The 22519-nt window shown below is 68.5% G+C and carries 19 protein-coding genes; 13 read left to right on the forward strand and 6 right to left on the reverse strand.

The window, feature by feature from the left end:
- Positions 1-30 precede the first annotated feature (30 nt).
- Together rph and rdgB are read left to right on the forward strand one after the other, a co-directional pair.
- A complete protein-coding gene (gene rph / locus DBZ45_RS21950) occupies positions 31-789 on the forward strand; it encodes a ribonuclease PH (protein ID WP_078026682.1) in 759 nt (252 codons plus the stop codon).
- A 5-nt stretch (positions 790-794) separates the two neighbouring features.
- Positions 795-1442, forward strand: coding sequence for an RdgB/HAM1 family non-canonical purine NTP pyrophosphatase (rdgB, locus tag DBZ45_RS21955; RefSeq protein WP_440130546.1), 648 nt, complete (start codon positions 795-797; stop codon positions 1440-1442).
- Between the two features lie 81 nt (positions 1443-1523).
- Here the strand turns inward: rdgB and DBZ45_RS21960 are convergent, their stop codons facing one another.
- Complete coding sequence (locus DBZ45_RS21960; RefSeq protein WP_111905913.1) at positions 1524-2297, reverse strand: VTT domain-containing protein; 774 nt, start codon at positions 2295-2297, stop codon at positions 1524-1526.
- 68 nt (positions 2298-2365) lie between these two features.
- Here DBZ45_RS21960 and DBZ45_RS21965 point away from each other — a divergent pair, with 68 nt between their 5' ends.
- Together DBZ45_RS21965 and DBZ45_RS21970 are read left to right on the forward strand one after the other, a co-directional pair.
- Positions 2366-3379 (forward strand): exonuclease domain-containing protein, encoded by a 1014-nt coding sequence (locus DBZ45_RS21965; RefSeq protein ID WP_111905914.1) that lies wholly within the window; start codon positions 2366-2368, stop codon positions 3377-3379.
- Positions 3380-3640: 261 nt separating this feature from the next.
- Complete coding sequence (locus tag DBZ45_RS21970) at positions 3641-4165, forward strand: DUF4395 domain-containing protein (RefSeq protein ID WP_111905915.1); 525 nt, start codon at positions 3641-3643, stop codon at positions 4163-4165.
- On the opposite strand, the gene DBZ45_RS21975 is transcribed toward DBZ45_RS21970, so the two are convergent.
- The gene (locus DBZ45_RS21975; protein ID WP_111905916.1) at positions 4152-5270 is read right to left on the reverse strand and encodes an ADP-ribosylglycohydrolase family protein; all 1119 of its coding nucleotides are present in this window, start codon (positions 5268-5270) and stop codon (positions 4152-4154) included. The genes DBZ45_RS21970 and DBZ45_RS21975 overlap by 14 nt on opposite strands.
- A 234-nt stretch (positions 5271-5504) precedes the next feature.
- Between DBZ45_RS21975 and DBZ45_RS21980 the strand changes: the two genes are divergently transcribed.
- The 4 genes from DBZ45_RS21980 to DBZ45_RS21995 all read left to right on the forward strand — a co-directional run bounded on the left by DBZ45_RS21980 (position 5505) and on the right by DBZ45_RS21995 (position 12263).
- Positions 5505-6443: an MIP/aquaporin family protein gene (locus DBZ45_RS21980; RefSeq protein ID WP_111905917.1), complete on the forward strand. Its 939-nt coding sequence runs from the start codon at positions 5505-5507 to the stop codon at positions 6441-6443.
- A 55-nt stretch (positions 6444-6498) separates the two neighbouring features.
- The gene (locus DBZ45_RS21985) at positions 6499-7671 is read left to right on the forward strand and encodes an exonuclease SbcCD subunit D (RefSeq protein ID WP_111905918.1); all 1173 of its coding nucleotides are present in this window, start codon (positions 6499-6501) and stop codon (positions 7669-7671) included.
- Positions 7668-10763 (forward strand): AAA family ATPase, encoded by a 3096-nt coding sequence (locus DBZ45_RS21990; RefSeq protein ID WP_111905919.1) that lies wholly within the window; start codon positions 7668-7670, stop codon positions 10761-10763. The genes DBZ45_RS21985 and DBZ45_RS21990 overlap by 4 nt, the downstream gene beginning before the upstream one ends.
- A gap of 117 nt (positions 10764-10880) precedes the next feature.
- Positions 10881-12263 (forward strand): MFS transporter, encoded by a 1383-nt coding sequence (locus DBZ45_RS21995; RefSeq protein ID WP_111905920.1) that lies wholly within the window; start codon positions 10881-10883, stop codon positions 12261-12263.
- On the opposite strand, the gene DBZ45_RS22000 is transcribed toward DBZ45_RS21995, so the two are convergent.
- Positions 12251-12985: an IclR family transcriptional regulator gene (locus DBZ45_RS22000; RefSeq protein ID WP_111905921.1), complete on the reverse strand. Its 735-nt coding sequence runs from the start codon at positions 12983-12985 to the stop codon at positions 12251-12253. The genes DBZ45_RS21995 and DBZ45_RS22000 overlap by 13 nt on opposite strands.
- Before the next feature lie 249 nt (positions 12986-13234).
- Here DBZ45_RS22000 and DBZ45_RS22005 point away from each other — a divergent pair, with 249 nt between their 5' ends.
- Complete coding sequence (locus DBZ45_RS22005) at positions 13235-14566, forward strand: MFS transporter (RefSeq protein ID WP_111905922.1); 1332 nt, start codon at positions 13235-13237, stop codon at positions 14564-14566.
- On the opposite strand, the gene DBZ45_RS22010 is transcribed toward DBZ45_RS22005, so the two are convergent.
- The 3 genes from DBZ45_RS22010 to DBZ45_RS22020 all read right to left on the reverse strand — a co-directional run bounded on the left by DBZ45_RS22010 (position 14563) and on the right by DBZ45_RS22020 (position 17676).
- On the reverse strand, positions 14563-15216 hold the full coding sequence (locus DBZ45_RS22010; protein ID WP_111905923.1) for a phosphoribosyltransferase: 654 nt from the start codon (positions 15214-15216) through the stop codon (positions 14563-14565). The two genes, DBZ45_RS22005 and DBZ45_RS22010, sit on opposite strands and share 4 nt — an antisense overlap.
- A 128-nt stretch (positions 15217-15344) precedes the next feature.
- Entirely contained in the window at positions 15345-16172 is an 828-nt protein-coding gene (locus tag DBZ45_RS22015) for an alpha/beta fold hydrolase (protein ID WP_111905924.1), read from the reverse strand.
- A gap of 121 nt (positions 16173-16293) precedes the next feature.
- On the reverse strand, positions 16294-17676 hold the full coding sequence (locus DBZ45_RS22020) for an amino acid permease (protein WP_111905925.1): 1383 nt from the start codon (positions 17674-17676) through the stop codon (positions 16294-16296).
- A 185-nt stretch (positions 17677-17861) separates the two neighbouring features.
- On the opposite strand from DBZ45_RS22020, the gene DBZ45_RS22025 reads away from it, so the two are divergent.
- Genes DBZ45_RS22025 through nadC form a run of 4 tightly spaced genes read left to right on the forward strand, consistent with a single transcriptional unit; the run spans position 17862 to position 22518 of the window.
- Positions 17862-18572 carry an NUDIX hydrolase gene (locus tag DBZ45_RS22025; protein WP_111906027.1) on the forward strand — a complete coding sequence of 237 codons (711 nt, stop codon included), beginning with the start codon at positions 17862-17864 and terminating at the stop codon, positions 18570-18572.
- Positions 18569-19879 (forward strand): quinolinate synthase NadA, encoded by a 1311-nt coding sequence (gene nadA, locus DBZ45_RS22030; protein ID WP_111905926.1) that lies wholly within the window; start codon positions 18569-18571, stop codon positions 19877-19879. The genes DBZ45_RS22025 and nadA overlap by 4 nt, the downstream gene beginning before the upstream one ends.
- A gap of 10 nt (positions 19880-19889) precedes the next feature.
- Positions 19890-21653, forward strand: coding sequence for an L-aspartate oxidase (nadB, locus tag DBZ45_RS22035; RefSeq protein WP_111905927.1), 1764 nt, complete (start codon positions 19890-19892; stop codon positions 21651-21653).
- Positions 21646-22518: a carboxylating nicotinate-nucleotide diphosphorylase gene (nadC, locus tag DBZ45_RS22040; RefSeq protein ID WP_111905928.1), complete on the forward strand. Its 873-nt coding sequence runs from the start codon at positions 21646-21648 to the stop codon at positions 22516-22518. Before nadB ends, nadC begins: the two co-directional genes overlap by 8 nt.
- The last annotated feature ends 1 nt before the right edge of the window (position 22519 follow it).

Genomic DNA, 22519 nt, shown 5'->3' on the forward strand with positions numbered 1-22519 from the left:
TGCAGCCCGATAAATCGATAAGCTAAAGGCATGACTTCCGAAGCAACCACTGCCCCCGTCATCCGTGCCGACGGCCGCACCCCGGACCAGCTCCGGCCCATCAGCATCACCCGTGGCTGGTCCAAGCAGGCCGAGGGATCGGCCCTCATCGAGTTCGGCAACACCCGGGTCCTGTGCACCGCTTCCCTCACCGAAGGTGTTCCGCGCTGGCTCAAGGGCGAAGGCCGCGGCTGGGTGACCGCCGAATACGCCATGCTCCCGCGTGCCACGAACACCCGCTCTGACCGCGAGTCCGTCAAGGGCAAGATCGGCGGCCGCACCCACGAGATCTCCCGCCTGATCGGGCGCTCGCTGCGGTCGATCATCGACACCAAGGCCCTGGGGGAGAACACCATCGTGCTGGACTGCGACGTCCTGCAGGCCGACGGCGGCACGCGGACGGCGGCCATCACCGGCGCCTACGTGGCGCTCGCCGAGGCCATCCGCTTTGCCCGCGAGAACAAGATGATCGCCCGCAACGCCCAGCCGCTGGTGGACACCATCGCCGCCGTGTCCGTGGGGATCATCGACGGTATTCCGATGCTGGACCTGCCGTACATCGAGGATGTGCGGGCCGAAACCGACATGAACGTCGTGGTGACCGGCTCCGGCAAGTTCGTGGAGGTCCAGGGCACGGCCGAGGGCGCCCCCTTCGACCGGGACGAGCTCAACAAGCTGCTGGACCTGGCACTGCTGGGGACGGAACAGCTGGCCGCGATCCAGCGCGAGACCCTGGCCGAAGCTCCGTGAGCGGCGTGTCGGCAACTGAGGCGGCACCCCGGCTGGTGCTGGCCACGCGCAACGCCGGAAAACTGCGGGAGCTGCGTGAGCTGCTGCGCGGGCAGATCCCCGGGCTCGACGTCGACACGCAGGTGGTGGACGCGGCCGCCGTCGGAGCCCCGGACGTCGCGGAAACCGGGGTGACCTTTGCGGAAAACTCGTTGCTGAAGGCGCGGGCAGTGGCCGAGGCAACGGGGCTGGTGGCCATCGCCGACGACTCCGGGCTGTCAGTGGATGTCCTCGGCGGCGCGCCGGGGATTTTCTCCGCGCGCTGGGCCGGCCGGCACGGTGACGACGACGCCAACCTGCATCTGCTGCTGGCCCAGCTGGCGGACGTGCCGGACGGCCACCGCGGTGCCGCCTTCGTGTGCGCGGCGGCGCTCGCCGTGCCGGCGTCGGCATCCGCGAACGGGGCCCGCGAAGTGGTGGAGTACGGCCAGCTGGCCGGCACGCTGCTGCGTGAGCCGCGCGGCGAAGGCGGGTTCGGCTATGACCCCGTCCTGGAACCCGTGGGCCTGGACCGCAGCTGCGCCGAGCTCAGCCCCGAGGAGAAAAACGCCATCAGCCACCGGGGCCAGGCGTTCCGTGCATTGCTTCCCTCGATCGTCGAAGCCCTCCGGTAAACAGCAACGCGGGGTCACTTAGCGCCCAATCCGGTCATCCCATTGGGCGCTAAGTGACCCCGCGTTGCTGTTGAGCGCCGGTCAGTCGAGGTTGGTCTTGCGCTCGGCCTCGGGCTCGTGCTCCTCGATGAACTCCTCCACCGGGTCCGTCCCGAAGGCCGCGGCCTCGCGCTTGGCGGTCATGCCGCGCACAACTTCAATCCCGATAGGAATCACCGAGAGCAGGACGATGACGATGAAGATAATGTCGAGGTTTTCCCGCACCCACGGAATCTTGTCGCCCAGCACGTAGCCGAGAAGCGTCACGCCGCCGCCCCAGAGGAGGGCGCCAATGACGTTAAAGAGGAAGAACTTCCGCTTGTCCATCTGGGCAACGCCCACGATGACGGGGACAAAAGTACGGATGATGGGCACAAAGCGCGCCAGGATCAGGGCCTTGCCGCCGTGCTTTTCGAAGAACTTGTGAGCACTGTCAACGTTCTCATGCTTGAAAAGCCTGGAGTCCGGCTTGTTGAAGATGGCGGGGCCAGCCTTGGACCCGATGAGATAGCCCGTCTGGTTGCCGATGATGGCGGACACGATGATCAGCGCGGCGAAGAGCCAGATGTTGAATTTGATCGTGTCCGTGGCCACGAGCAGGCCCGCCGTAAACAGCATGGAATCGCCCGGCAGGAAGAACCCGATCAGCAGCCCGGTTTCGGCGAAGATAATCCCGCACACCAGCAGAACCACCCATGGGGCAAGGGCCGGGTCGGCGAGGAAGACCTGGGGGTTGAGCCAATCGGGCAGGAATGATGCCAGATGCGGCTGGACGGGGCCGGCGCCACCCAGCGCGGGCACGGCAAAGTCGCTCAATGCATTAAAGTTCACGTTTCAAGGGTACTTGACGGGCTCGGCGCCGCCGCCGGGCTACAGTTGTCCCCGTGGGTTTGGACTTTACGGCGATCGACTTCGAGACCGCCAATGGCTTCCGCGGTTCGCCGTGCGCCGTTGGCCTCACCAAGGTCCGCGGCGGCGTCATCGTCGAGGAGGCCTCGTGGCTGATGCGGCCACCGGAAAACCACGACTCATTCGACTACCACAACGTCCGCGTCCACGGCATCAGGCCCGAGCAGGTGGCCGGCCGGCCCCGCTTTGGGGAGCTGTTCCCCGAGATCGGCGCGTTCATCGGCGGCGACATCCTCGCGGCCCACAACGCCGCCTTCGACCTCGGCGTCATTCGCTCCGGGCTGGAAGTCTCGGGGCTTCCCGGCCCCGCCTACGACTATGTGTGCACCGTGATGCTCTCCCGGCGCTGCTACTCCCTGGTTTCGAATTCCCTGCCCTTTGCCGCCGAGGAAGCGGGCGTGCCGCTGGTGAACCACCACGATGCCGCCGAGGACGCCCGGGCGTGCGCCGGCATCCTCATCGACATCGCGGGGCGCAACCGGGCCAACAGTATTGCCGAGCTCTACCTTTCGCTGGGGCTGTCCATACCGCAGCAGGCTGCGTTCGATCCATCCAGCGGTGAGCTTTCCAAGGCGACCGTCTCAGCCCTCGCCGCCGTGGGCGGCGACAGTGCGGACCGGGTGGTCCGGCCGTTCCGCAGCGGGTGGCCGGAGGAAGGGCCGAATCCCGAGCCCAATCCCGACGCCGAACCCGGGAACCCGCTGTTCGGCCAGACCGTCGTGTTCACCGGCCAGCTCGGGATGCCGCGGCCCGAGGCGAAGACCCGGTCCGCGGAACTGGGGGCGCGCCCGGAAAGCCGGGTCACGGCACGGACCAGCGTCCTCGTGGTGGGCGACGGCTTCGTGGCCGGCGACCTGCGCTCCGGCCGGCTCACCGGCAAGGCCAAACGGGTGCTGGAACTGCACGACCGCGGCCAGGCCATCGAGGTGATCTCCGAAGGTGAGTTCCTGCAGATGGTGGGCGGCGCGCCGGTACATATGGCGCACTAAGGCTTCCCGGCGCCGCCGCCGAATGACTGCCCCTTCCTCACGTCCCGCGGAATCTTAGGGCGCCAAGATACGCCGCAGGATGTGAAGAGCGTTGCCGAAAGCTCCGTAGGATCTGATAGAGCGTTGCCAGGAATTCCGCAGGATCTGAGAGAGCGTCCTGAACAGCACGGGCCGCCTGGCTTATGCAGATGTGGATGGCGCGCCCGTACACATGGCGCAATAAAACTTCCCGGCGACGCCGCCGCTCCCTAGCCTTGCCCTATGGGCAAACTGAGCGTTCCAAGTAAACCGGGTACACCGGGCAGATTGAGTGCTGCGTTCGCCTTTCCCAACCCTGTCAACGAATACGCGGCCCGTATCACCGCCGGGCTGGTGGTCCTGCTGGCTGCCGCGACGCTGCTCACGGGCTTCGGTTGGGGCCTAGCGGTCATTGCCGCCGGTTTTTGGCTGCGGGTGCTGTTCGGCCCGAGGATCTCCCCGCTTGCCCTGCTTTCGGTCAGGGTCCTCGCCCCGCGGCTGGGACGGGTAAAGCTGGTGCCCGGGCCGCCCAAGCGTTTCGCCCAGGGCATCGGCGCCGCGATGTCCACGGCCGCCGCCGTCCTGCTGGCGGCCGGCCTCGCGCCCGCCGCGTGGATTTTGCTGGCCGTGCTGATTGTTGCCGCCTCGCTGGAGGCCTTCGCGGGGTTCTGCCTTGGCTGTGCCATCTTCGGCCTGCTGCAGCGCCGGGGACTCATCCCCGAGGACGTCTGCGAGGCGTGCAACAACATTTCGCTCAGCCGGACGTGACGGCAACCAGCTGCCCGGCCATGCCGCGGATCACCTCGGGTGCCTCGAGTGCCTCGAGCCAGTCCGCCGGCAGGCAGTCCGTGCCGTAGTACGCACCGAGGATGTTTCCCGCGATGGATCCGGTGGAATCGCTGTCGCCGCTGTGGTTGATGGCCACGGCGATTGCTGCCTTGAAATGCTCCACCGGATCGGGCGCGCCATCTCCCTCGGCGCGGTCTCCGGATACCGGGGCAGCAGTGGCCAGGACCGCGTAAAGGCCGACGGCGAGAGCCTCCTCCGCCACCCAGCCCTCACCCAGTTCACGGACCAGGTCCTCCGGGCTGAGTACGGAGTCGGCGCCGGCAACACCGGCTTCGCCGGCGAGGCGGACCGCGGCTCCGAGCCGTTCGCGGAGTTCGGGCGCCGCCCCGTTATCTCCCAGCACACGGTCGAGGGCGGCCTGGGCTGCCTCGGCCAGGCCGCTGCCCTGCACCAGGGAGTAGATGAGCAGGCTGAAAGCGCCCGCGCTTTGCCGGGCGGAGGGATGCCCGTGCGTGAGCGACGCCGCGTCTGCGCTCAGCTTGTACACGGCGTCCGCCGGAATGTGCGGAACCAGCCCGAAGGGGGCGGAACGCATCACGGTTCCGCAGCCCTTCGACTCGGGATTGACCGGACGGGCGGCCGTTCCCATCTCCCCGGTGGACAGCCCGCTCAGGCAGGCGTTGCCGGGCGCCCGCCGGTGCCGAAGCACCTCCTGGCCGTCAATCCAGCGGGGCTGCGGCCGCGGCGCGGATTCGGGCACGTGCACGCCCTGCGTGTCCAGCCAGCGCAGGTAGGCAAGCCAGACGCAGGCGTTGGCGTCGGCGCCGACACCCGAGTTGGCCCACTCCAGGGCCTCGACGATCCCGTCGACTGTGTACAGCGTCATCTGGGTGTCGTCCGAGAAGTGGGCCCCGCCGTCGAGCGCGGAAAAATCCCGGAGCCCCGCGGCGCCGAAACGGCGCCGGATCTCGTCTATGGAATCGAACTCGACGGCGTAGCCGAGCGAGTCGCCCAGGGCACCCCCGAGCAGGCAGCCATGGATGCGGGACTCGGGGGACGGAACGGTGCCGGGAACATTGCTCATGCAGGCAAATTTACCTTCCCGCGGGAGCTGTCCAGACTCTGTGATCGTGGATGCTGTGGTGTTGACCGCTGTGCCCGCGGACGGTGCTGTGATGTCGCACTCGCAATGCCGGGGGTCCGGGCGCCGGACGATAAGCTCGGATTCAGCAACCGTCCAGACTTTGCTGCCAGACTGCTGGGGCCGGCTCCCGAAGCGAGCGGCATTCCACGCCGACAGAAACCAAAGGATTCCCCCATGAGCACCCCTGTGTCCGTCCCCCCGACCGATGACCGGCATTCCGCCGGAGACAACGGATTCCGGCCCGGGCTCCTGTCCAGGCTCGGAGCGGAGGCGTTCGGAACGCTCTTTCTGGTGGTCGCCGGGCTGGGCGTGCCGCTCTTCACCCTGCCGCAGTCAAACCCGCTGCCCGGAGCACTCGCCGGAGGCCTTGCCGTGACGGCGGCGATGCTGGCTTTCGCTTACATCTCTGGCGGGCACTTCAACCCCGCAATCACCCTGGGCAACCTGGTGGCAGGCAGAATCGGCATCGCCGCCGCGGCTGCCTACGTCGGCGCACAGCTGGTCGGCGCGGCGGCAGGCGCGCTCGCCTTGTTCGGCATCCTCCGCACGGTGCCCAACATCCAGGACGCGCGCACCGCCTTCGACACTGTCACCGCCGGCTTCGGTGAGCACTCCGTGATCCAGACGTCGATGGCCGGCGTGCTGCTCGTGGAAGTGCTGGGAGCAGCCCTCCTGGTCGCGGTGTTCCTTGGCACGACGGCCCGCCGCAACAGCCACGCGGCCGCCGCGCCCTTCGCCGTCGGGCTGGCCTTTGCCGTGCTGCTGCAGCTGGGCCAGGCCCTTGGCAACGCGCCCTTCAACCCGGCCCGGGCCACGGCCTCCGCGCTCTTCAGCAGCAGCTGGGCGCTGGAACAGCTGTGGCTGTTCTGGGTGGCCCCGATCGTCGGTGCCGGTATCGCTGGCCTTGTTTTCCGTGGGTTCGCTGACGCCCAGGGCCGCGGTGCCGCCGCTGCGGACCACGCCGCCGCCGCCGATCCTGAGTCTGAGCTCGGGGACGACTTCGACGGCGCCTCGACGCAGGAGGCAGTCGAAAAGCCCGCCGCCGCAGCGCCTGGTGGCGGCGGCGACGACGCGCGCGACTTCTTCGACGGGCCGCGCAGCAAGGAGTCCTGACGCGCCGAGGGCCGGGGTCGGCTATTTTGTCGGTGCCCGCGTCTAGCTTATGAATATGCGGTTATTGCACACTTCCGACTGGCATCTGGGCCGGTCCTTCCACGGCGTCGGCATGCTGGACGCCCAGCGCGACTTTGTCGACCAGCTGGTTGCCCGGGTCAGGGAACTGTCCGTCGACGTCGTGCTGATCGCCGGCGACGTCTACGACAGGGCACTGCCCGGCGTCGATGTGGTCAACCTTCTGGACGATGCGCTGGTCCGGCTGACCGGGGCAGGCGCCCAGGTGGTGCTGACCAGCGGAAACCACGACTCCGCCATCCGGCTCGGCTTCGCCTCCCGGCTGCTGGAGAAGGGCGGCGTTCACCTGCGCACCCGCCTGCAGGAGCTGGACGTCCCCGTGGTCTTGCCGCTCGGCGGCACAGGGGCGGATTCGGTACTGGCCATTTATGGCATCCCTTGGCTCGAACCCCGGCTGGTCGCCGATGAGCTTGGAGTGGTCACCGCCAGCCACTTCGAAGTCACCCGTGCTGCCACGGAACGCATCAGGGCCGACATCGCCACGCGCAGCGAATCCCGGGTGGTCCATTCTGTTGTGCTGGCCCACACCTTCGCCAGCGGGGGCATCAGCTCCGACAGCGAACGCAATCTCAGCATCGGGGGAGTGGGTGCCGTGCCGCTGGACCTGTTTGATGGCTTCAGCTACACAGCACTTGGCCATCTGCACGGCCGGCAGTCCCTGTCCACGGAGGTGCGGTATTCGGGCTCGCCGCTGGCTTACTCGTTCTCCGAAGCAAAGCACCAGAAGGGCGGCTGGCTCGTTGACATTGACGAGTCCGGTGCCACCGCCGTGGAGGAGATCCTCTGGGACGCGCCGCGGAAACTTGCCGTCCTCCGGGGGACCCTCGACGGGCTGCTGGAGTCCCCGGAGCACGCCTGGGCCGAGCAAGCCTACTGCCAGGTGACCCTGACGGACGCCCAGCGGCCGGCACAGGCCATGGAGCGGCTGCGTGCCAGGTTCCCGGATACGCTCGTCCTCGCTTTCGAGCCCGAGGGGGCACCCGCCGCCTCCCGGGCGAGCTACAGCAGCCGGCTGGCCGAGGCGGAGGATGACCTCGCCGTCTGCTGCGGATTCCTGGAACACGTCCGTGGCCGGGAGCCGGACACGGCGGAACAGGCCGCCCTCACCGAAGCTTTGGAGAACGTGCGTCTGCAGGAGGCATCACTGTGAGGATCCACCGTCTGGAAATCTCGGCGTTCGGGCCGTTTGCCGGAACCGAGGAAATCGATTTCGACCGGCTGAGCGCCCACGGGCTGTTCCTGCTTAACGGCCCCACCGGTGCCGGCAAGACCAGCGTGCTGGATGCCATCTGCTATGCCCTGTACGGGTCCGTGCCGGGCGCGCGGCAGGACGGAAAGAGACTGCGCAGCGACCATGCCGACCCGGCCGCCGAACCCCGCGTGACCTGCGAATTCACGGCCCGGGGCAGGCGTTTTGAGGTTACCCGCTCGCCGGCCTGGGACAAGCCCAGCGCCCGCGGACGGAACGGGTTCACCACACAGCAGGCCAAGACGCTGCTGCGTGAGCGGGTGGCACATGCGTGGGTGGAGAAGTCCGGCCGGAACGACGAAGCCGGGGCGGAGATCACCGAGCTCCTCGGCATGGACCGGGAGCAGTTCACCCGCGTGGTTCTGCTCCCCCAGGGGGACTTTGCCGCGTTCCTCCGGTCCAAGGCTTCGGACCGCCTCGACCTGCTGCAGAAGCTCTTCGGAACCGAACGGTTCGAGGCAGTGGAACGGGAGCTTGCGTTACAGGCCGCCGGGGCCGTCAGTGAAGTAGCCGATCTTGAGGGCAGGCTGGCCCTGCTGGTGGCGAGGGCCAGGACGGAGGCCACGGCCCTCGAAATCGACCCCGACGCGACGCCGGAACCCGCCGGCGGTCCCGAACTGCTGTCTTGGCTGGAGTCTGCCGCCTCGGAGCGTGCCTCGGCCGTGGCCGGGGATGCAGCATCCGCCGAGGTGCAGCGCCGCGGGTGCGCGGAGCGGCTCGAAGCGGAGCTGGCCAGGGAGGGAAGGCGCCTGAAGCTTGCTGCTGCCCTGCGCCGGAGGGCAGATGCGGAGGCCACCGCCCCTCGACTGGCCAGCGCGGGAGCCGCGCTTGACCTGCACCGGAAGGCCGAGCTCCTGGGCGGCCAGCTGAACGCCGTGACCGCCGCCGAATCCTTGCTTGTACGGGCGGAAAGAGCCGCGGACCTCGCCTTTGCTGGCGTGCGGGAGGCAGCGAGCTCGAGCTCGGAACTGGCAGTGGTGGAACACGGCATTGCGGAACACGGCACCGTGATTGAACACAGCGCCGTCGCACAGCACGCCGCTGTCGACGTGGCCACAGAGCTTTCGCGGCTGCGCTCGCTTGCCGCTGTGATCGGTGAACGCCTTGCCGATGAGGACCGGCTGGGTGGCCTGCGCGCACGGGCCGCCGGGCTTGCGCAGCGGCGGCAGGAACTGACCCGTTCCGGAGATGACCACGCCGCCAGGCTGCTTTCCCTGCGCAGCGAGATGGAGGCCCTGCGTGCAGCGCTGCAGCCGCTTGAACAGCTGGCAGGGGAGTCCGTGCTGCGGACCAAGGAAGCCGCAGCTGCCGACGAGCTGGTGGATGTTGTCAGGCGCTACGGAATTGCTGCGGCAGGGTGCGCCGCCGTCACTGAGCGGCACCTCAAAGCCCGGGAACACCACCAGGAACTGCGCCGGCAATGGCTGGACGTCCGGGAGGAACGCCTGTCCAATGCGGCGGCCGAATTGGCTTCGCGCCTGGAACACGGGGCGCCCTGTCCCGTCTGCGGCAGCTCGGAGCACCCCGATCCGGTTCCCGCCGGGGACTCCGTCCTGGGGCTTGCCGAGAAAGAGGAACGGGCCAAGGAGCGCAGCGAAGCGGCCGAAAGGGCGCTGGCTGCACTCGAAGCGGAGCTTTCCGAGGCCAGGCAGCTGGTCGCCGTTCTCGCCGGCCAGGACGGCGACACCGATCCCGCCCAAGCGGCGGAAGCCGCCCAGTCTGCCCGGGAAGCTGCTGCCGAGGCGGCTGCGGCCGTTGCGGAACTGGCAGCGAGCAGGAGCCGGCAGGAGGAACTGGCTGAGCGCATCGAGGCCACGAAGCAGCAGCGCGTGGACCTGTTGTCGCAGTTGGCGCAAACAGAGTCCGCCCTGGCCGAGATCGAGGGGCAGTCCGCCGCCTTGGAATCGTCGCTCGAAACGCTTCGTGCCGGCCATGCCCGTCTCGCTGTCCGCAGCGACGCCATCGCCAATCTTGTCGACATTCTCGAACAGGCAGACGCTGCCCGCTCGCAGCTGGAGCAGGCTGCCGCCCGGCTGGCTGAGGCCCGGACCGGGCTGGACCGCGCTCTTCCCGAGGCCGGATTCGCATCGGCCGCTGAGGCCCGCCAGGCCCTGCTGCCGGAGGCGGAGGCGGCGCGGCTGGAGTCTGCCGTCCAGTCCGGGCGTGACGAGGAGGTACGGCTGGAGGAACTGTTCGCCAGCGAAGAGCTCGTTGTCGCAGCAAAGGAACAGACCGCCAGGGAAGACGAAAGCGGCTCCGCGGCCACCCCAGCGGACCTGGACCTGCTGCGCACCGAAGCCGAACAGGCCGCCCGGGCAGCAAAGGACATCGAATTGGCGGCGGCCATGGCGCGTCAGGCGTCCCAGACCCTGGGACGCCTCCGTGCGGAGTACGGGGAACTCGCTGAATCCGGCCGGGAGCCCCGGGAACGCGCTGAAATCCTGAAGGGCCTCGCCGAAGCGGCCCGCGGCTCCGGCGACAACACCTACCGCATGAGCCTTAACGCGTACGTCCTGGCGGCACGGCTCGAACAGGTTGCCATTGCCGCGTCGGAAAGGCTCGTCGCCATGAGCGACGGCCGCTACACGCTGCAGCACTCGGACGCGAGGGCAGCACGGAACGCCAAGTCAGGGCTGGGACTGGAAGTCGTGGACGAATGGACCGGCCGCCGCCGGGACACCTCGACCCTCTCCGGCGGGGAATCCTTCATGGCCTCGCTGTCGCTGGCCCTGGGCCTCGCTGACGTGGTGCAGCAGGAAGCCGGCGGTGTCGACATTGAAACGCTGTTCGTCGACGAGGGCTTCGGCAGCCTCGACGAGCAGGCACTGGAGCAGGTCATGGATGCACTGGAGGGCCTCCGCGACGGGGGCCGCGTGGTCGGACTCGTGAGCCACGTGGGGGAGATGAAGCAGCGCATCGGCAGCCAGCTCCAGGTGGTGAAGCAGCGCAACGGCTCCACGGTGCACATCGTTGATGCGCTCGTAACGGTCTAACCCGGCGGAGCGCGCTGCCGCTCGCATGGACTTTCCTGTCCAGTACCATGGGACCGTTACCGGGTTCAGCGCATCGGGAGGAGGGACGATGCGCACGGACTGAACGAGCCCGCATACATGAGCACTTCAACGGCGCCCCAACCACCCGCCGACCCCCGTCCCATTGCCCCGTCCGACAACACTCAGGCGCCCATCCCGCAGTTCGGCGGCCGTTTCGCGCGCCTGCCGGCGATGGCGGGCAGGGGATTCCTGCCAGTCGGCCTGTTTGCCCGCCTGCCCCTCGCGATGCTGACCCTGGGAACCCTCACCCTTGCCACGTCGGTTACCGGCTCCTACGCCGTAGGCGGGGCCGCTGCCGGCGCCGTCGGTATCGGCTCGGCCGTCGGTGCGCCGATCCTCGGCTGGTTGGCCGACCGGCTCGGCCAGCGCCCGGTGCTGCTGATCTCGGCCGTCCTGAACGTCCTGGCCGTACTTGCCGTCATCGCCACCGCATATCTGATTCCCGGCGTGCACGACGTCGGTGCCGCGTGGGGCGTCATCGCGGCCTCCTTGGCGGCGGGCCTTAGCTGCCCCCAGGTCGGCCCGCTGGCCCGTGTCCGGTGGATGGCGCTCACAGCCGAAAGCCGGCGCGCCGGGGACAGCGCCGATCTGGATGTCGCGCTGTCCTATGAGAGCACGGCTGACGAACTGACGTTCGTGCTGGGTCCGGCCCTCGTGGGCGTCCTGGCCAGCCTGGCCGCCCCATGGCTGCCGCTGGCCCTGGCCGCCGCGATCACCCTCACACTCGTTCCGGCCTTCGCCATGCACCGTACCCACGCCGCTGTTCCGCGGCGGGCGGCCGTCGGCACCCGCGCCGGCAGCCGCGCAGTACGGGGAAATGCCGCCGGACAACATGCCGAAACCCGGGCCGGCAGCCGCATTGCCGGCGTGGCCCGCGTGGCACTTCCGGTCCTGGCCATGGTCTGCATGGGCACATTTTTCGGCTCCACGCAGGCAGCCTTGAGCGCGTTTGCCGCCACTTTCGCAACGTCAGAGGCGGCCGGACTCCTGTACGCCGTCATGGGAATCAGCTCGGCCGCGGCCGCGATCTCGGTGGCCTACTGGCCGGCCGGCTTCCCTGTGACTGCCCGCTGGGTGGCCGGGGCGGCAGCCATGGCTGGGCTGTCTGCCCTGCTGTTCCTTCCAACCGACGGCTGGGGCATGGTGCTGGTACTGCTTGCATTGGGCCTGCCGGTGGGACCGGTCATGGTCACGGTGTTTGCCATCGGCGCGCTCGTGGCGCCGGCGGGCCGGCTGGCCACTGTGATGACGGCGCTCGCCAGCGGCATCGTCGCTGGCACCGCCTTGGGTTCGTCCCTCGGCGGCCAGTTGGCACAGCAAGGGGGCCACCACGCCGCCTTCCTCGTCTCGGCAGCCGCCGCGGCGGCGCTGTGCGCTCTCGGGGCGGCGGCCGCCGCCGCCGTCGTCCGTTCCCGGAAGCGGTCAGCTCAGGCGAGCTGACTTTCGATCCGGGCGGCGCTGGCGGTCAGGGCAGCGGCCACCTCGGCCGGATCCTCCGATGAGCGGATATAGACGACGGCGACAGCCGCCGGGCGTCCGCCGGGCACACGGACCGGCGCAGCAAGCGAGGAGACCCCCGCGATGACCTCGTCGTGGCTTGCCGCGTAACCGCGCTTCCGCGCCTCGCCTGCCTCGGGACGGTAGGGCACGGCGGGAGCCAGCTGGCTCCACTCGTGCTCCGTCAGGGCGGACTGGATGGCTATCCCGGGCGCGCCGGAACTGATCGGATGGCGGGACCCCGGATGCTGCACCACGGTGGGGGCCGAATGCCGTGGTTCCACCGTCACCAGTGTCACGCATTCCTGGTGGTCCCACACCGCCACGAAGGCCGTCATGTTAAGTGTGTTGGCCAGCTGGGTCAGTTCCGGCAGGGCAGCGGTCTGGAGGTTCCGCGAAACGCTGCGCGCCAGAACTGCGAGGCCGGGGCCGGGCTGGACGCGCCCGGCGTCGTCGCGCACCAAGAGGGAGTGATCCTCCAGGGTCCGCAAGATCCGGTAGGCCACGGAACGGTGGACGCCCATGGCCTCCGCCAGCTCGGCGATGGTCAGCGGTCGGTCTGCCTCGGCGAGGATTTCCAAAGCGCGGATGCCCCGTGAGAGCGTCTGCGATGGCGAGGTCTGGGCGGGTGCAACCTGCGCTGCGGCACCGGCGTTGGGAGTCATGCTGTCCATCCTAGGCAGGTAAAACGGGGCGGCCGGCCAAAGGGCTCTACGTGCCGTTGCCGCCCGTCGTTCTCTATGAGATTTCCGTGTTCAAATATGGAACAGTCTAGCCGTTTCCGCGCCTAACGGGGTGAGGGGTGCGCCAGATCACACTTCGTAGTATCCTCGCACTAACTGACCGTTCGATCAGTAAATCGAACAGCTTCACATCAACTTCGGCAGTAGCACTGCCCTGGCCACGGAGTTTCAATGACCGCAACTTCACCCGTAGATTCAGAGGTTGGCCCCAGCAGCAAGCGTGAGGAACGCAAAGTCCTCGCCGGCACGCTGGTGGGCACCACCATCGAATGGTACGACTTCTTCATCTTCGCCCAGCTGACGGCAACCCTGCTGTCGCCGCTGTTCCTCGCCCCGCTCAACCAATCCAACCCGGGCCTGGCGCAGATCCTTTCCTTCGCACTGATTGGCATCAGCTTCCTGTTCCGCCCGCTCGGCGCCATCGTTGCCGGACACCTGGGCGACCGCCTGGGCCGCAAGGCGATGCTGGTGTTCACCCTCATCATGATGGGTGCCGCAACGGCCCTGATCGGCATGCTGCCGACGTACGCCCAAATCGGCGCCTGGGCACCGATCCTGCTGATCCTCCTCCGTGTGCTGCAGGGCTTCTCTGCCGGCGGCGAATGGGGCGGGGCCGCCCTCATGGCCGTGGAGCACGCGCCGCTGCACAAGAGGGGGCTGTTCGGCGCCTACCCGCAGATCGGTGTTCCCGTCGGCATGATTCTGGCCACGGGGCTGCTGTTCTTCCTGAACTCCGGAATGTCGAAGGAAGACTTCGCCGCCTGGGGCTGGCGCGTTCCCTTCCTGCTCTCCATCGTCCTGATCGTGGTGGGCTACATCATCCGCCGCGCAGTCGGCGAAAGCCCGGTCTTCAAGGAAATGACCGCGCGCAAGGCCGAAAGCAAGGCGCCCCTCGGCGAGCTCATCCGCCACCACAAGAAGGCGGTACTGCACTCCACCCTGATCTTCATCGGCAACAACGCGGCAGGCTACCTCCTGATTGCCTTCTTCATCGCCTACGCCACCAGGACACTGAAGATGCCTACGCCGCAGATTCTGCTGGCCACCACGCTGGCATCCTTCGGGTGGCTGATCTTCACCCTGGTGGGCGGCTGGCTCTCGGACCGGATCGGCCGGGTCAAGACCTTCCTGACCGGCTACGCGATTGTCTTCGCCTGGATGATCCCGATGTTCGCCCTCATCGACACGAGGGACATCGTGCTTTACGGCGTGGCGCTGTTTGTCCTCACGGTAGGCCTTGGCCTGTCCTACGGCCCCATGTCGGCCATGTACGCGGAGATGTTCCCCGCCCACGTCCGGTACTCGGGGATCTCGATCGGCTACGCGTTCGGCGCCATCCTGGGCGGCGCGTTTGCCGCCACCATCGCCGAGTCACTTCTGCAGAGCACCAAGTGGACAGGCTCCATCGGCATCTACATCATGGTGCTGTGCGTCATCTCAGCCATCGGCGTGATCCTGGCGAAGGAAACGCGGGGCCGGCCCCTCGGCGTGAGCCGGCACTAGATGCGGGCGCCGTGCAGCAGGGCGATGGCGTCCTCGTCGCTCAGTTGCTCGAAGTGCCGGTAAAAGGCCCCCACTGCCCGGAATCTTCCGGGCAGGTGCAGACACAGGACATTGCAGACCCGGGACAATGATTTCTCCGCCTCGATCGAACCGACGGGCGCGGCGGCCACTACCGCTGCCGCGCCCGCCATCCGAACGGCCTCCACGGCCGCCCGCATGGTGGCCCCCGTGGCCAGGCCGTCGTCCACGAGCAGGGCGGTCTTGCCGTTGACGTCGGGGTGCACGGCCGGATAACTGTCGGCGCGGCGCATCAGTTCGGCCCGCTCCCGGTGCTCCACCTGGTCGAGCCACTCCTGCCGCACGCCGTCGTCCAGAATCCGCTCCACGAGCGGTCTGTTGAGTAGGCGGACGATCCTTCCGTCTGAATACGCGAGCGCGCCGTAGGCAGTCTCGTCATGGCCCGGGATGCCAAGCTTGCGGACCAGCAGGGCACCGAACGGCAGGTGCAGGACCTCGGCCGCGGCGGCGGCCACCGGAATGCCGCCCCGGGCCAGGCCCAGCACCAGGGTGTCCGGGCGCTCGCGGAACTGCGGAAGGGCGGCCGCAAGCTGCCGTCCTGCGTCTTCCCGGTCCTCAAAAACCATGCCCATGGGTTCCTCTTCCGGTGTCTCCGCCCCCAAAGTCCAGCCTACGCCCGTCGGCTCCGGCGGGAGCCGGGGTATTCGACGGCGTTCGGGCGGGAGACTCGGGGTGCAGGAAAGCCGGGCCGATTCGCCGGCTAGTTGCCGAGGAACGTGATGGCCGCCTGCTTGAAGGCCCGGCTGGTGATGGCGTTGGTGTGTGTGCGGCCGGGCAGCACCAGCTGCTCGGCAGTGGAACCGGCCTTCAGTGCCAGTTCGGCAAGCTGCGGCATGGACGTGGCGCGTTCATCGTTTTCGCCGGCCACCAGCAGCACGGGCATGTGCGGCACGGCCTCGGCCGGGTCGTACGGTTCACCCTTGATCGCCTCCACCAGGGACAGCAGCGCGAAGATGTTGTTGCTCGGGAGCGCCTGAGCCATGCTGAGGAGCCCGGCCGTCGACGCGTCCGCAATAGGCGTGCCATCGGCCAGGTAGCGCTGGGCAGCGACGAGGTCGAAGGCCGCCAGCGGATCAGCCATGTTCGGGCCGCCCAGAACCAGCCGGTGCACCAGCTCCGGCTGGGTGGCGCCGAACTCCCAGCCGAGCCGGGAACCCAGGGAATAGCCGATCACGTCCAGTCCGCTGGCGGGGTCACCGTCGCGCAAAGGCCGGGCTCCGGCGTCGAACGCGATCTGCAGCAGGTCCGCCCTGATTCGGCTGGGGGAGTAGGAGTCCATGTCCTCTGGCGCGCCGCTCCTGCCGTGTCCGGGGAGATCGATGGCGATGACCCGGCGGCCGGCTTCCAGCAGCGCCGGGATCCAGCCGGTGTCTTCCCAGTTCAGCTTGCTCGACGCGGAGAAGCCGTGGATGAGCAGGATGGGACGGAGTCCGGCGTCGTTCTGGGGGTCGTGCACCGCGACGTACAGTTGCGGGTCGGTGCCCTCGACCGTGTGGGAGTGCTGTTCACCGGTGTGTCTGCCGCTCATCGCCTCTGTCCTCGTCAAGTCTCAGTCCTCATCATGTACAGGGCTCGCCTGGACTGCTTCGTCGCCGGTCCGCCGTGGATGGGCACCACTCTACCTGCCGGCAGAGCGGGGAAATCCGCGGCTAGGAGCGCCGGGCGCGCCGGGATCCCGCAATCCGGGCACCTGCCCAGCAGGCGGCGGCGATGCCCGCAATCAGCAGCAGCGTGCTGATCAGCTGGATGCGGCTGCTCTCGGCGCTGAAGCCCACGGCAAACACCAGCCCCAGCAGAACGAGGCCGAACACGGTGAGCCCGGGGAAGCCCCGCATCCGCAGCGGCAGGGGGGTGCCGTCTCGGTCCGCCCGCCGGCGCAGGATGAACTGGGAGACCAGTGCCGAACCCCAGACCACGAGGCACGTAGACCCGACGAGCTGGAACAGGGCCGGCAGGATCCGCTCGGGGAACAGCAGTTCCAGGACCGTGGCGATGAAGCCGAACGCGACCGAGACGCCGACGGCGGCCACCGGCACGCCTGCGCCGCTGAGCCGGGACAGGAAGCCGGGAGCCTCGCCGCGCTCTGCCAGCGAGAACACCATGCGGGACGCCCCGTACAGGTTCGCGTTCAGGGCGGACAGCAGGGCGACGACGGCCACCAGGGTGATGGCGGTGGCGGCACCCGGGATGCGGGCGGCGTCCAGGACGCCCGCGAACGGGGACGACAGCGCCTCCGAGGTGGCGGGAAGGACGGCTGCGATCACGAAGACGGAGCCGATGTAGAAGACGAGGATCCGCCACACGACCGTCCGGATGGCCTTGGTGACGCTGTGCTCGGGGTTTTCGGTCTCCGCCGCTGCGACGCTGACGATCTCCGTACCGCCGAACGCAAAGATCACCACGAACAGTGCGGTTGCGATGCCGGCAAGGCCCGAGGGCGCGAAGTCTCCGGTGATGTTGGCCAGGCCCGGGGATGCCGCGTCCGGCAGCAGGCCCAGCAGCAACGCGGCGCCGATGGCCAGGAACAGGACGATGGCGGTCACCTTGAGGATGGCAAACCAGAACTCGAACTCGCCGAAGTTTTTCACGCCGGCCAGATTGATGCCGGTGAACACCACCATGAACACCAGGGAGAGCGCCCACACGGGAACCACCGGCCAGACCGAAAACAGCAGCCCCGCGGCGCCGAGCGCCTCTGCGGCGATGACCACCACCAGCTGCAGCCACCAGAGCCAGCCCACTGTTGCCCCGGCGGTCTTGCCCATGGCGCGTTCGGCGTACACGGAGAAGGCGCCGCTGTTGGGGTTGGCTGCCGCCATTTCGCCCAGCGCCCACATGACCAGGATGATGAGCGTGCCGGCGACGAGGTAGGAAACCAGGACCGCTGGGCCGGCCGCCTGGACCCCGGCGCCGGAGCCGAGGAAGAGCCCGGCCCCTATGGCGCTGCCCAGGCCCATCATGGTGAGTTGCCGGGGCTTCATGCTGTGGCGGAGCTGTACTGCGGGTCGCTCTGCCGTGGACTTCGTCGTCATGCTGCGTACCTTCTTGGGGTTGGGGAACTGGTCCTTTTGGGACCTTTCGAATTTACACCCACTTCCGGCGAAACATTTTGCATCCCGGGGGACCGGTCGTAGAATCAGTTTGAGTCAACTTGACTATAACTAACCGAGGCCGGCACCAGACAGGCCGGCCGATCGCAGCGAAGCGGGTGATTACCGTGTACACCACCTCAGCCAACGTGGCCGAGCGGCAGTCCGCGCCGCCGTCGCTCGCCATTTCCACTGTGATTTTCGCGCTCCGCCCCAGCGAGTCCTCCGGCCGGCCCACCCTGTGGATTCCGTTGGTCCGGCGGATTCGGGAGCCCTTCAAGGGGCTCTGGGCCCTGCCCGGCGGTCCGCTGACCCACACTGAATCCCTGCAGGACGCCGCCTCGCGGAACCTGAGGGAAACGACCGGGCTGGCACCCAGCTACCTCGAGCAGCTCTACGCCTTCGGCGGCCTGCACCGCTCGCCTACGCAGCGCGTGGTGTCCATCGTCTACTGGGCGCTGGTCCAGCCCACCGAAGCGGCCCTCGCGGACGAATCCGAGAACGTCCGGTGGTTCCGCGCCGACAAGCTTGGCAGCCTGGCCTTCGACCACAACGGGATAGTGGACTACGCACTCTGGCGCCTGCGGAACAAGCTGGCGTACGGCCCCATCGCCTACCACTTCCTGGGGGAATACTTCACCCTCGCCCAGGTCCGCGAGGTCTACGAAGCCGTGCTGGACACGCAACTGGACCCCGCAAACTTCCGCCGCCAGATCAAGTCGACGCCGGAAATCGAAGAAACCGGTGAATATCTGCAGGGCGGCAAGCACCGCCCGCCGCGTCTTTACCGATTTACCGGCCGCCCCGGCCTTGACCCAGATAACAGGAGCACCCCATGAGCAGCGTCAACACTGCCATCCAGCTGATCACGCGTGAACAGGCCGAGAAGGCCACGGCTGGCGGCGCCGGCGGCACCTGCAGCCCGGCGCTCGCCAAAGGTCCCTGGGAATACGACCTCGCGGAAACGCTCGCCGGCGTTCCCGCGTACGGTCCCGGCGCCTCCAGCACGGACGTCGCGCCTGCCTCCACGCCGCGCCAGGGCCAGCTTCCCGATGAGTACAAGCTGGCCGGCGAAGCTGAACTCGATGCCCGGATCCGGGCTGCCAAGGCGGCGCTGGGTGACCGCGCCGTCATCCTGGGCCATTTCTACCAGCGCGACGAGGTTGTCCAGTACGCCGACTTTGTCGGGGATTCATTCCAGCTGGCCAACGCCGCGCTGACCCGGCCCGATGCCGAAGCGATCGTTTTCTGCGGCGTGCACTTCATGGCGGAAACCGCTGACACGCTCTCCACACCGGAGCAGGCGGTCATCCTGCCCAACCTGGCAGCCGGCTGCTCCATGGCGGACATGGCCGACGCCGATTCCGTGGAGGACTGCTGGGAACAGTTGGAAGAGATCTTCGGCACCGAGCCCGACGCCGAAGGCCGCGTTCCCGTCATCCCGGTCACCTATATGAATTCCTCCGCGGCGCTGAAGGCGTTCTGCGGCCGGAACGGCGGCATCGTCTGTACGTCCTCCAACGCCAAGACGGTCCTCGAATGGGCCTTCGAGCGCGGCCAGCGCGTCCTGTTCTTCCCGGACCAGCACCTCGGCCGGAACACGGCCAAGGCGCTGGGCGTCCCGCTCGAGCAGATGCCCATGTGGAACCCGCGCAAGGAACTTGGCGGCAACGACGAGCAGGCGCTGCTGGATTCCCGGGTGATCCTCTGGCACGGATTCTGCTCGGTGCACAAGCGTTTCAGCGTGGCCCAGATTGAGAAGGCGCGCGCCGACTTCCCGGGCGTCAACGTCATTGTGCACCCCGAGTGCCCCATGGAAGTGGTGGACGCAGCCGACTCCGCCGGATCGACGGACTTCATCCAGAAGGCCATCGCCGCAGCCACCGAACCCACGGTTTTCGCGATCGGAACCGAGATCAACATGGTGAACCGGCTGGCCGCCCAGTACCCGCAGCACACCATCTTCTGCCTGGACCCGGTCATCTGCCCGTGCAGCACCATGTACCGGATCCACCCCGGCTACCTGGCCTGGGTCCTCGAGGAGCTCGTCGCCGGCCGCATCGTCAACCGCATCACCGTGGACGATGACGTGCAGCAGGACGCCAGGACAGCACTCGAGCGCATGCTCGCCGCCAAGCCCCAATAGGGAGCCGACCATGACCAGCGAAAACGGAACGGACGCACGGCGGCGGCTCGCCGTCGTCGGCAGCGGCATCGCCGGCCTGTACGCCGCGCTGCTGGCGGCTGAGGCAGGCGCCGATGTGGTGCTGCTGACCAAGGGCGCGCTCGCGGACAGCAACACGTACTTCGCCCAGGGCGGCATTTCCGCCGTTCTGGACGAGCCGGCTCCCGGCGACACCGTGGCCGCCCACATCGCCGACACCCTGAAGGCCGGCGCCGGGCACTGCAACCCGGCTGCGGTCCGGGTGCTCTGCACCGAGGCGCGCCGTGACATCGCCGGGCTCGGCCGCTTCGGCGTCCGCTTTGACCTGGACGACGACGGCGACCCCGCCTTGGGTCTCGAGGCCGCCCACTCCGCGCCACGGATCCTGCACGCCGGCGGCGACGCCACCGGCGCCGGCATCGCCAACGCCCTGATCTGCGCCGTGCTGGCCGCGCAGGCCACGGGCAGGATCCGGCTGCTGGGCCACGCCAGCGTCACCGCACTCCTCCAGCAGGGCCGGCGGGTCACCGGCGTTGAGTTCCTGCAGGACGGCCGGCCGGGCAGCATCCAGACCGATGCTGTGCTGCTGGCCACCGGCGGGGCAGGGCAGCTGTTCGCACAGACCACCAACCCTGCCGTTGCCACTGCCGACGGCCTGGCACTCGCCTGGCGCGCCGGTGCCGCGGTCGCGGACCTGGAGTTCTTCCAGTTCCACCCCACCTGCCTGGTTAGGCCGGACCGGTCACGGACAACCGGGGGAGCAAAGCCGGACGATGCCCAGGATCCGTTGCTGATCTCCGAGGCAGTGCGCGGCGAGGGGGCCATCCTCGTTGACGCGCAGGGCCACCGCTTCCTGGGTGCCTACCACCCCGACGCCGAACTCGCCTCGCGCGACGTCGTTTCCCGCAGCATCGCCCTGCACCTTGCCGCGCTCGGCGACCCCAACGGCCACGTCTACCTGGACGCCCGGGCCATCGAGGACGCCAGGGGACCAGGGTTCCTCAAGCGCCGCTTCCCGACCATCACACGGCGCACCCGGGAAGCCGGCATCGACTGGACCCGTGAGCTCGTCCCCGTCGCGCCGGCCGCGCACTACTGGATGGGCGGCGTCTCCACCGACCTGCACGGCCGCACCACCGTCCCCGGACTCTTCGCGGCCGGCGAAGTCGCCTGCACCGGCGTCCAGGGCGCCAACCGGCTGGCCAGCAACTCGCTATTGGAGGGACTAGTGTTCGGGCGGCGGGCTGTTGAGGCGTTCCTGACGGCCTCCGCCGATTCGGCGGGCAGTGATCCGGAAGCGTGCGTCAAGGGGAGGCCGCTTGCGGCCGTGGGCCCATGCGATCCGGGTTCCCTGGCCGAGCTTGCGAGGCGAGGGGGATCGCAGGGAGCACGCGGAGGATTGCCGTTCGTCGAAGCGCATGAACCCGGGGAGTTCTCTCGGGATGCCCTGCGGCGGCTGATGACTGCCAATGCCGGCGTGTTGCGCAGTGGGGGGCTGCTGCGGGAGGCGGGGGCCGCGCTTGCCCGCTGGGCCGCCGTCGTCCGTCCTGAAGCGGTGCCGCAGGCGGCGGACCCGCGGACCCATGAGGACGCCAACCTGCTGCTCGCCGCGCAGCTGCTGGTCCACGCAGCGCGGGAGCGGCAGGTGTCGCTCGGCGCGCACTACCGGGATGACAGCCAGCCGGCAGACCTTTCGGTCGGCGACCTAGACGAAGAATTCAGAATGAGCCCGAAAGCGAGCCTTGTCCATGACTAGCCTGACCCTCCCTGCAGCACCCGTCCGCGAGATCCTGGAGCGGGCCTTCGCGGAGGATGCGCCCAGTGGCGACATCACCTCGCAGCTGCTGATCCCGGCCCAGGCCAGCGCCACCGCGGTGCTCAACGCCCGCGTCCCTGGCGTCTTCAGCGGCGGCAGTGTGTTCCGCGACGCCATGCTGATGGTGGACCCCGATACGCAGGTGGAGCTGCTCGTGGCCGACGGCGAGGCGTTCGCCGCCGGAACAAAGCTGGCACGGGTCACCGGCCGGGCGCGCAGCGTGCTGCTGGCGGAGCGGGTGGGCCTGAACCTGGCACAGCGGATGAGCGCCATCGCCACCAAGACGGCCGAATTCGTGGCTCTGGCCGCCGGCACCAAAGCCCGCATCACCGACACCCGCAAGACCACCCCCGGCCTGCGGGTCCTGGAACGGTACGCCGTCCGCTGCGGCGGTGGCGCCAACCACCGGTACAGCCTTTCCGACGCCGTGCTGGCCAAGGACAACCACCTGGCCGTCATGACCGGGGGAGACCCGGCACGGCTGACCGCCCTCCTCGCCGACGCGAAGGCCCAGCTGGGGCACACCACGCACTTCGAGGTGGAGGTGGACAGCGCCGACCAGATCGAACCCGTCCTGGCCGCCGGAGTGGACACCATCATGTTGGACAACTTCAGCCTGGAGGAACTCCGTGCCGGCGTCCGCCAGGTGGCCGGGAGGGCCATTGTGGAGGCCAGCGGCAACGTCAACCTCCGCACCGTGGCGGACATCGCCGCCGCCGGAGTGGACGTCATCTCGGTGGGCGCCCTGACACACAGCGTCACGGCGCTGGACCTCGGCCTGGACGTCGAACTGACAGTGGGATGAG

Origin of the sequence: Arthrobacter globiformis (assembly GCF_003261175.1) — a bacterium.
GTDB classification, from domain to species: domain Bacteria; phylum Actinomycetota; class Actinomycetes; order Actinomycetales; family Micrococcaceae; genus Arthrobacter; species Arthrobacter globiformis_A.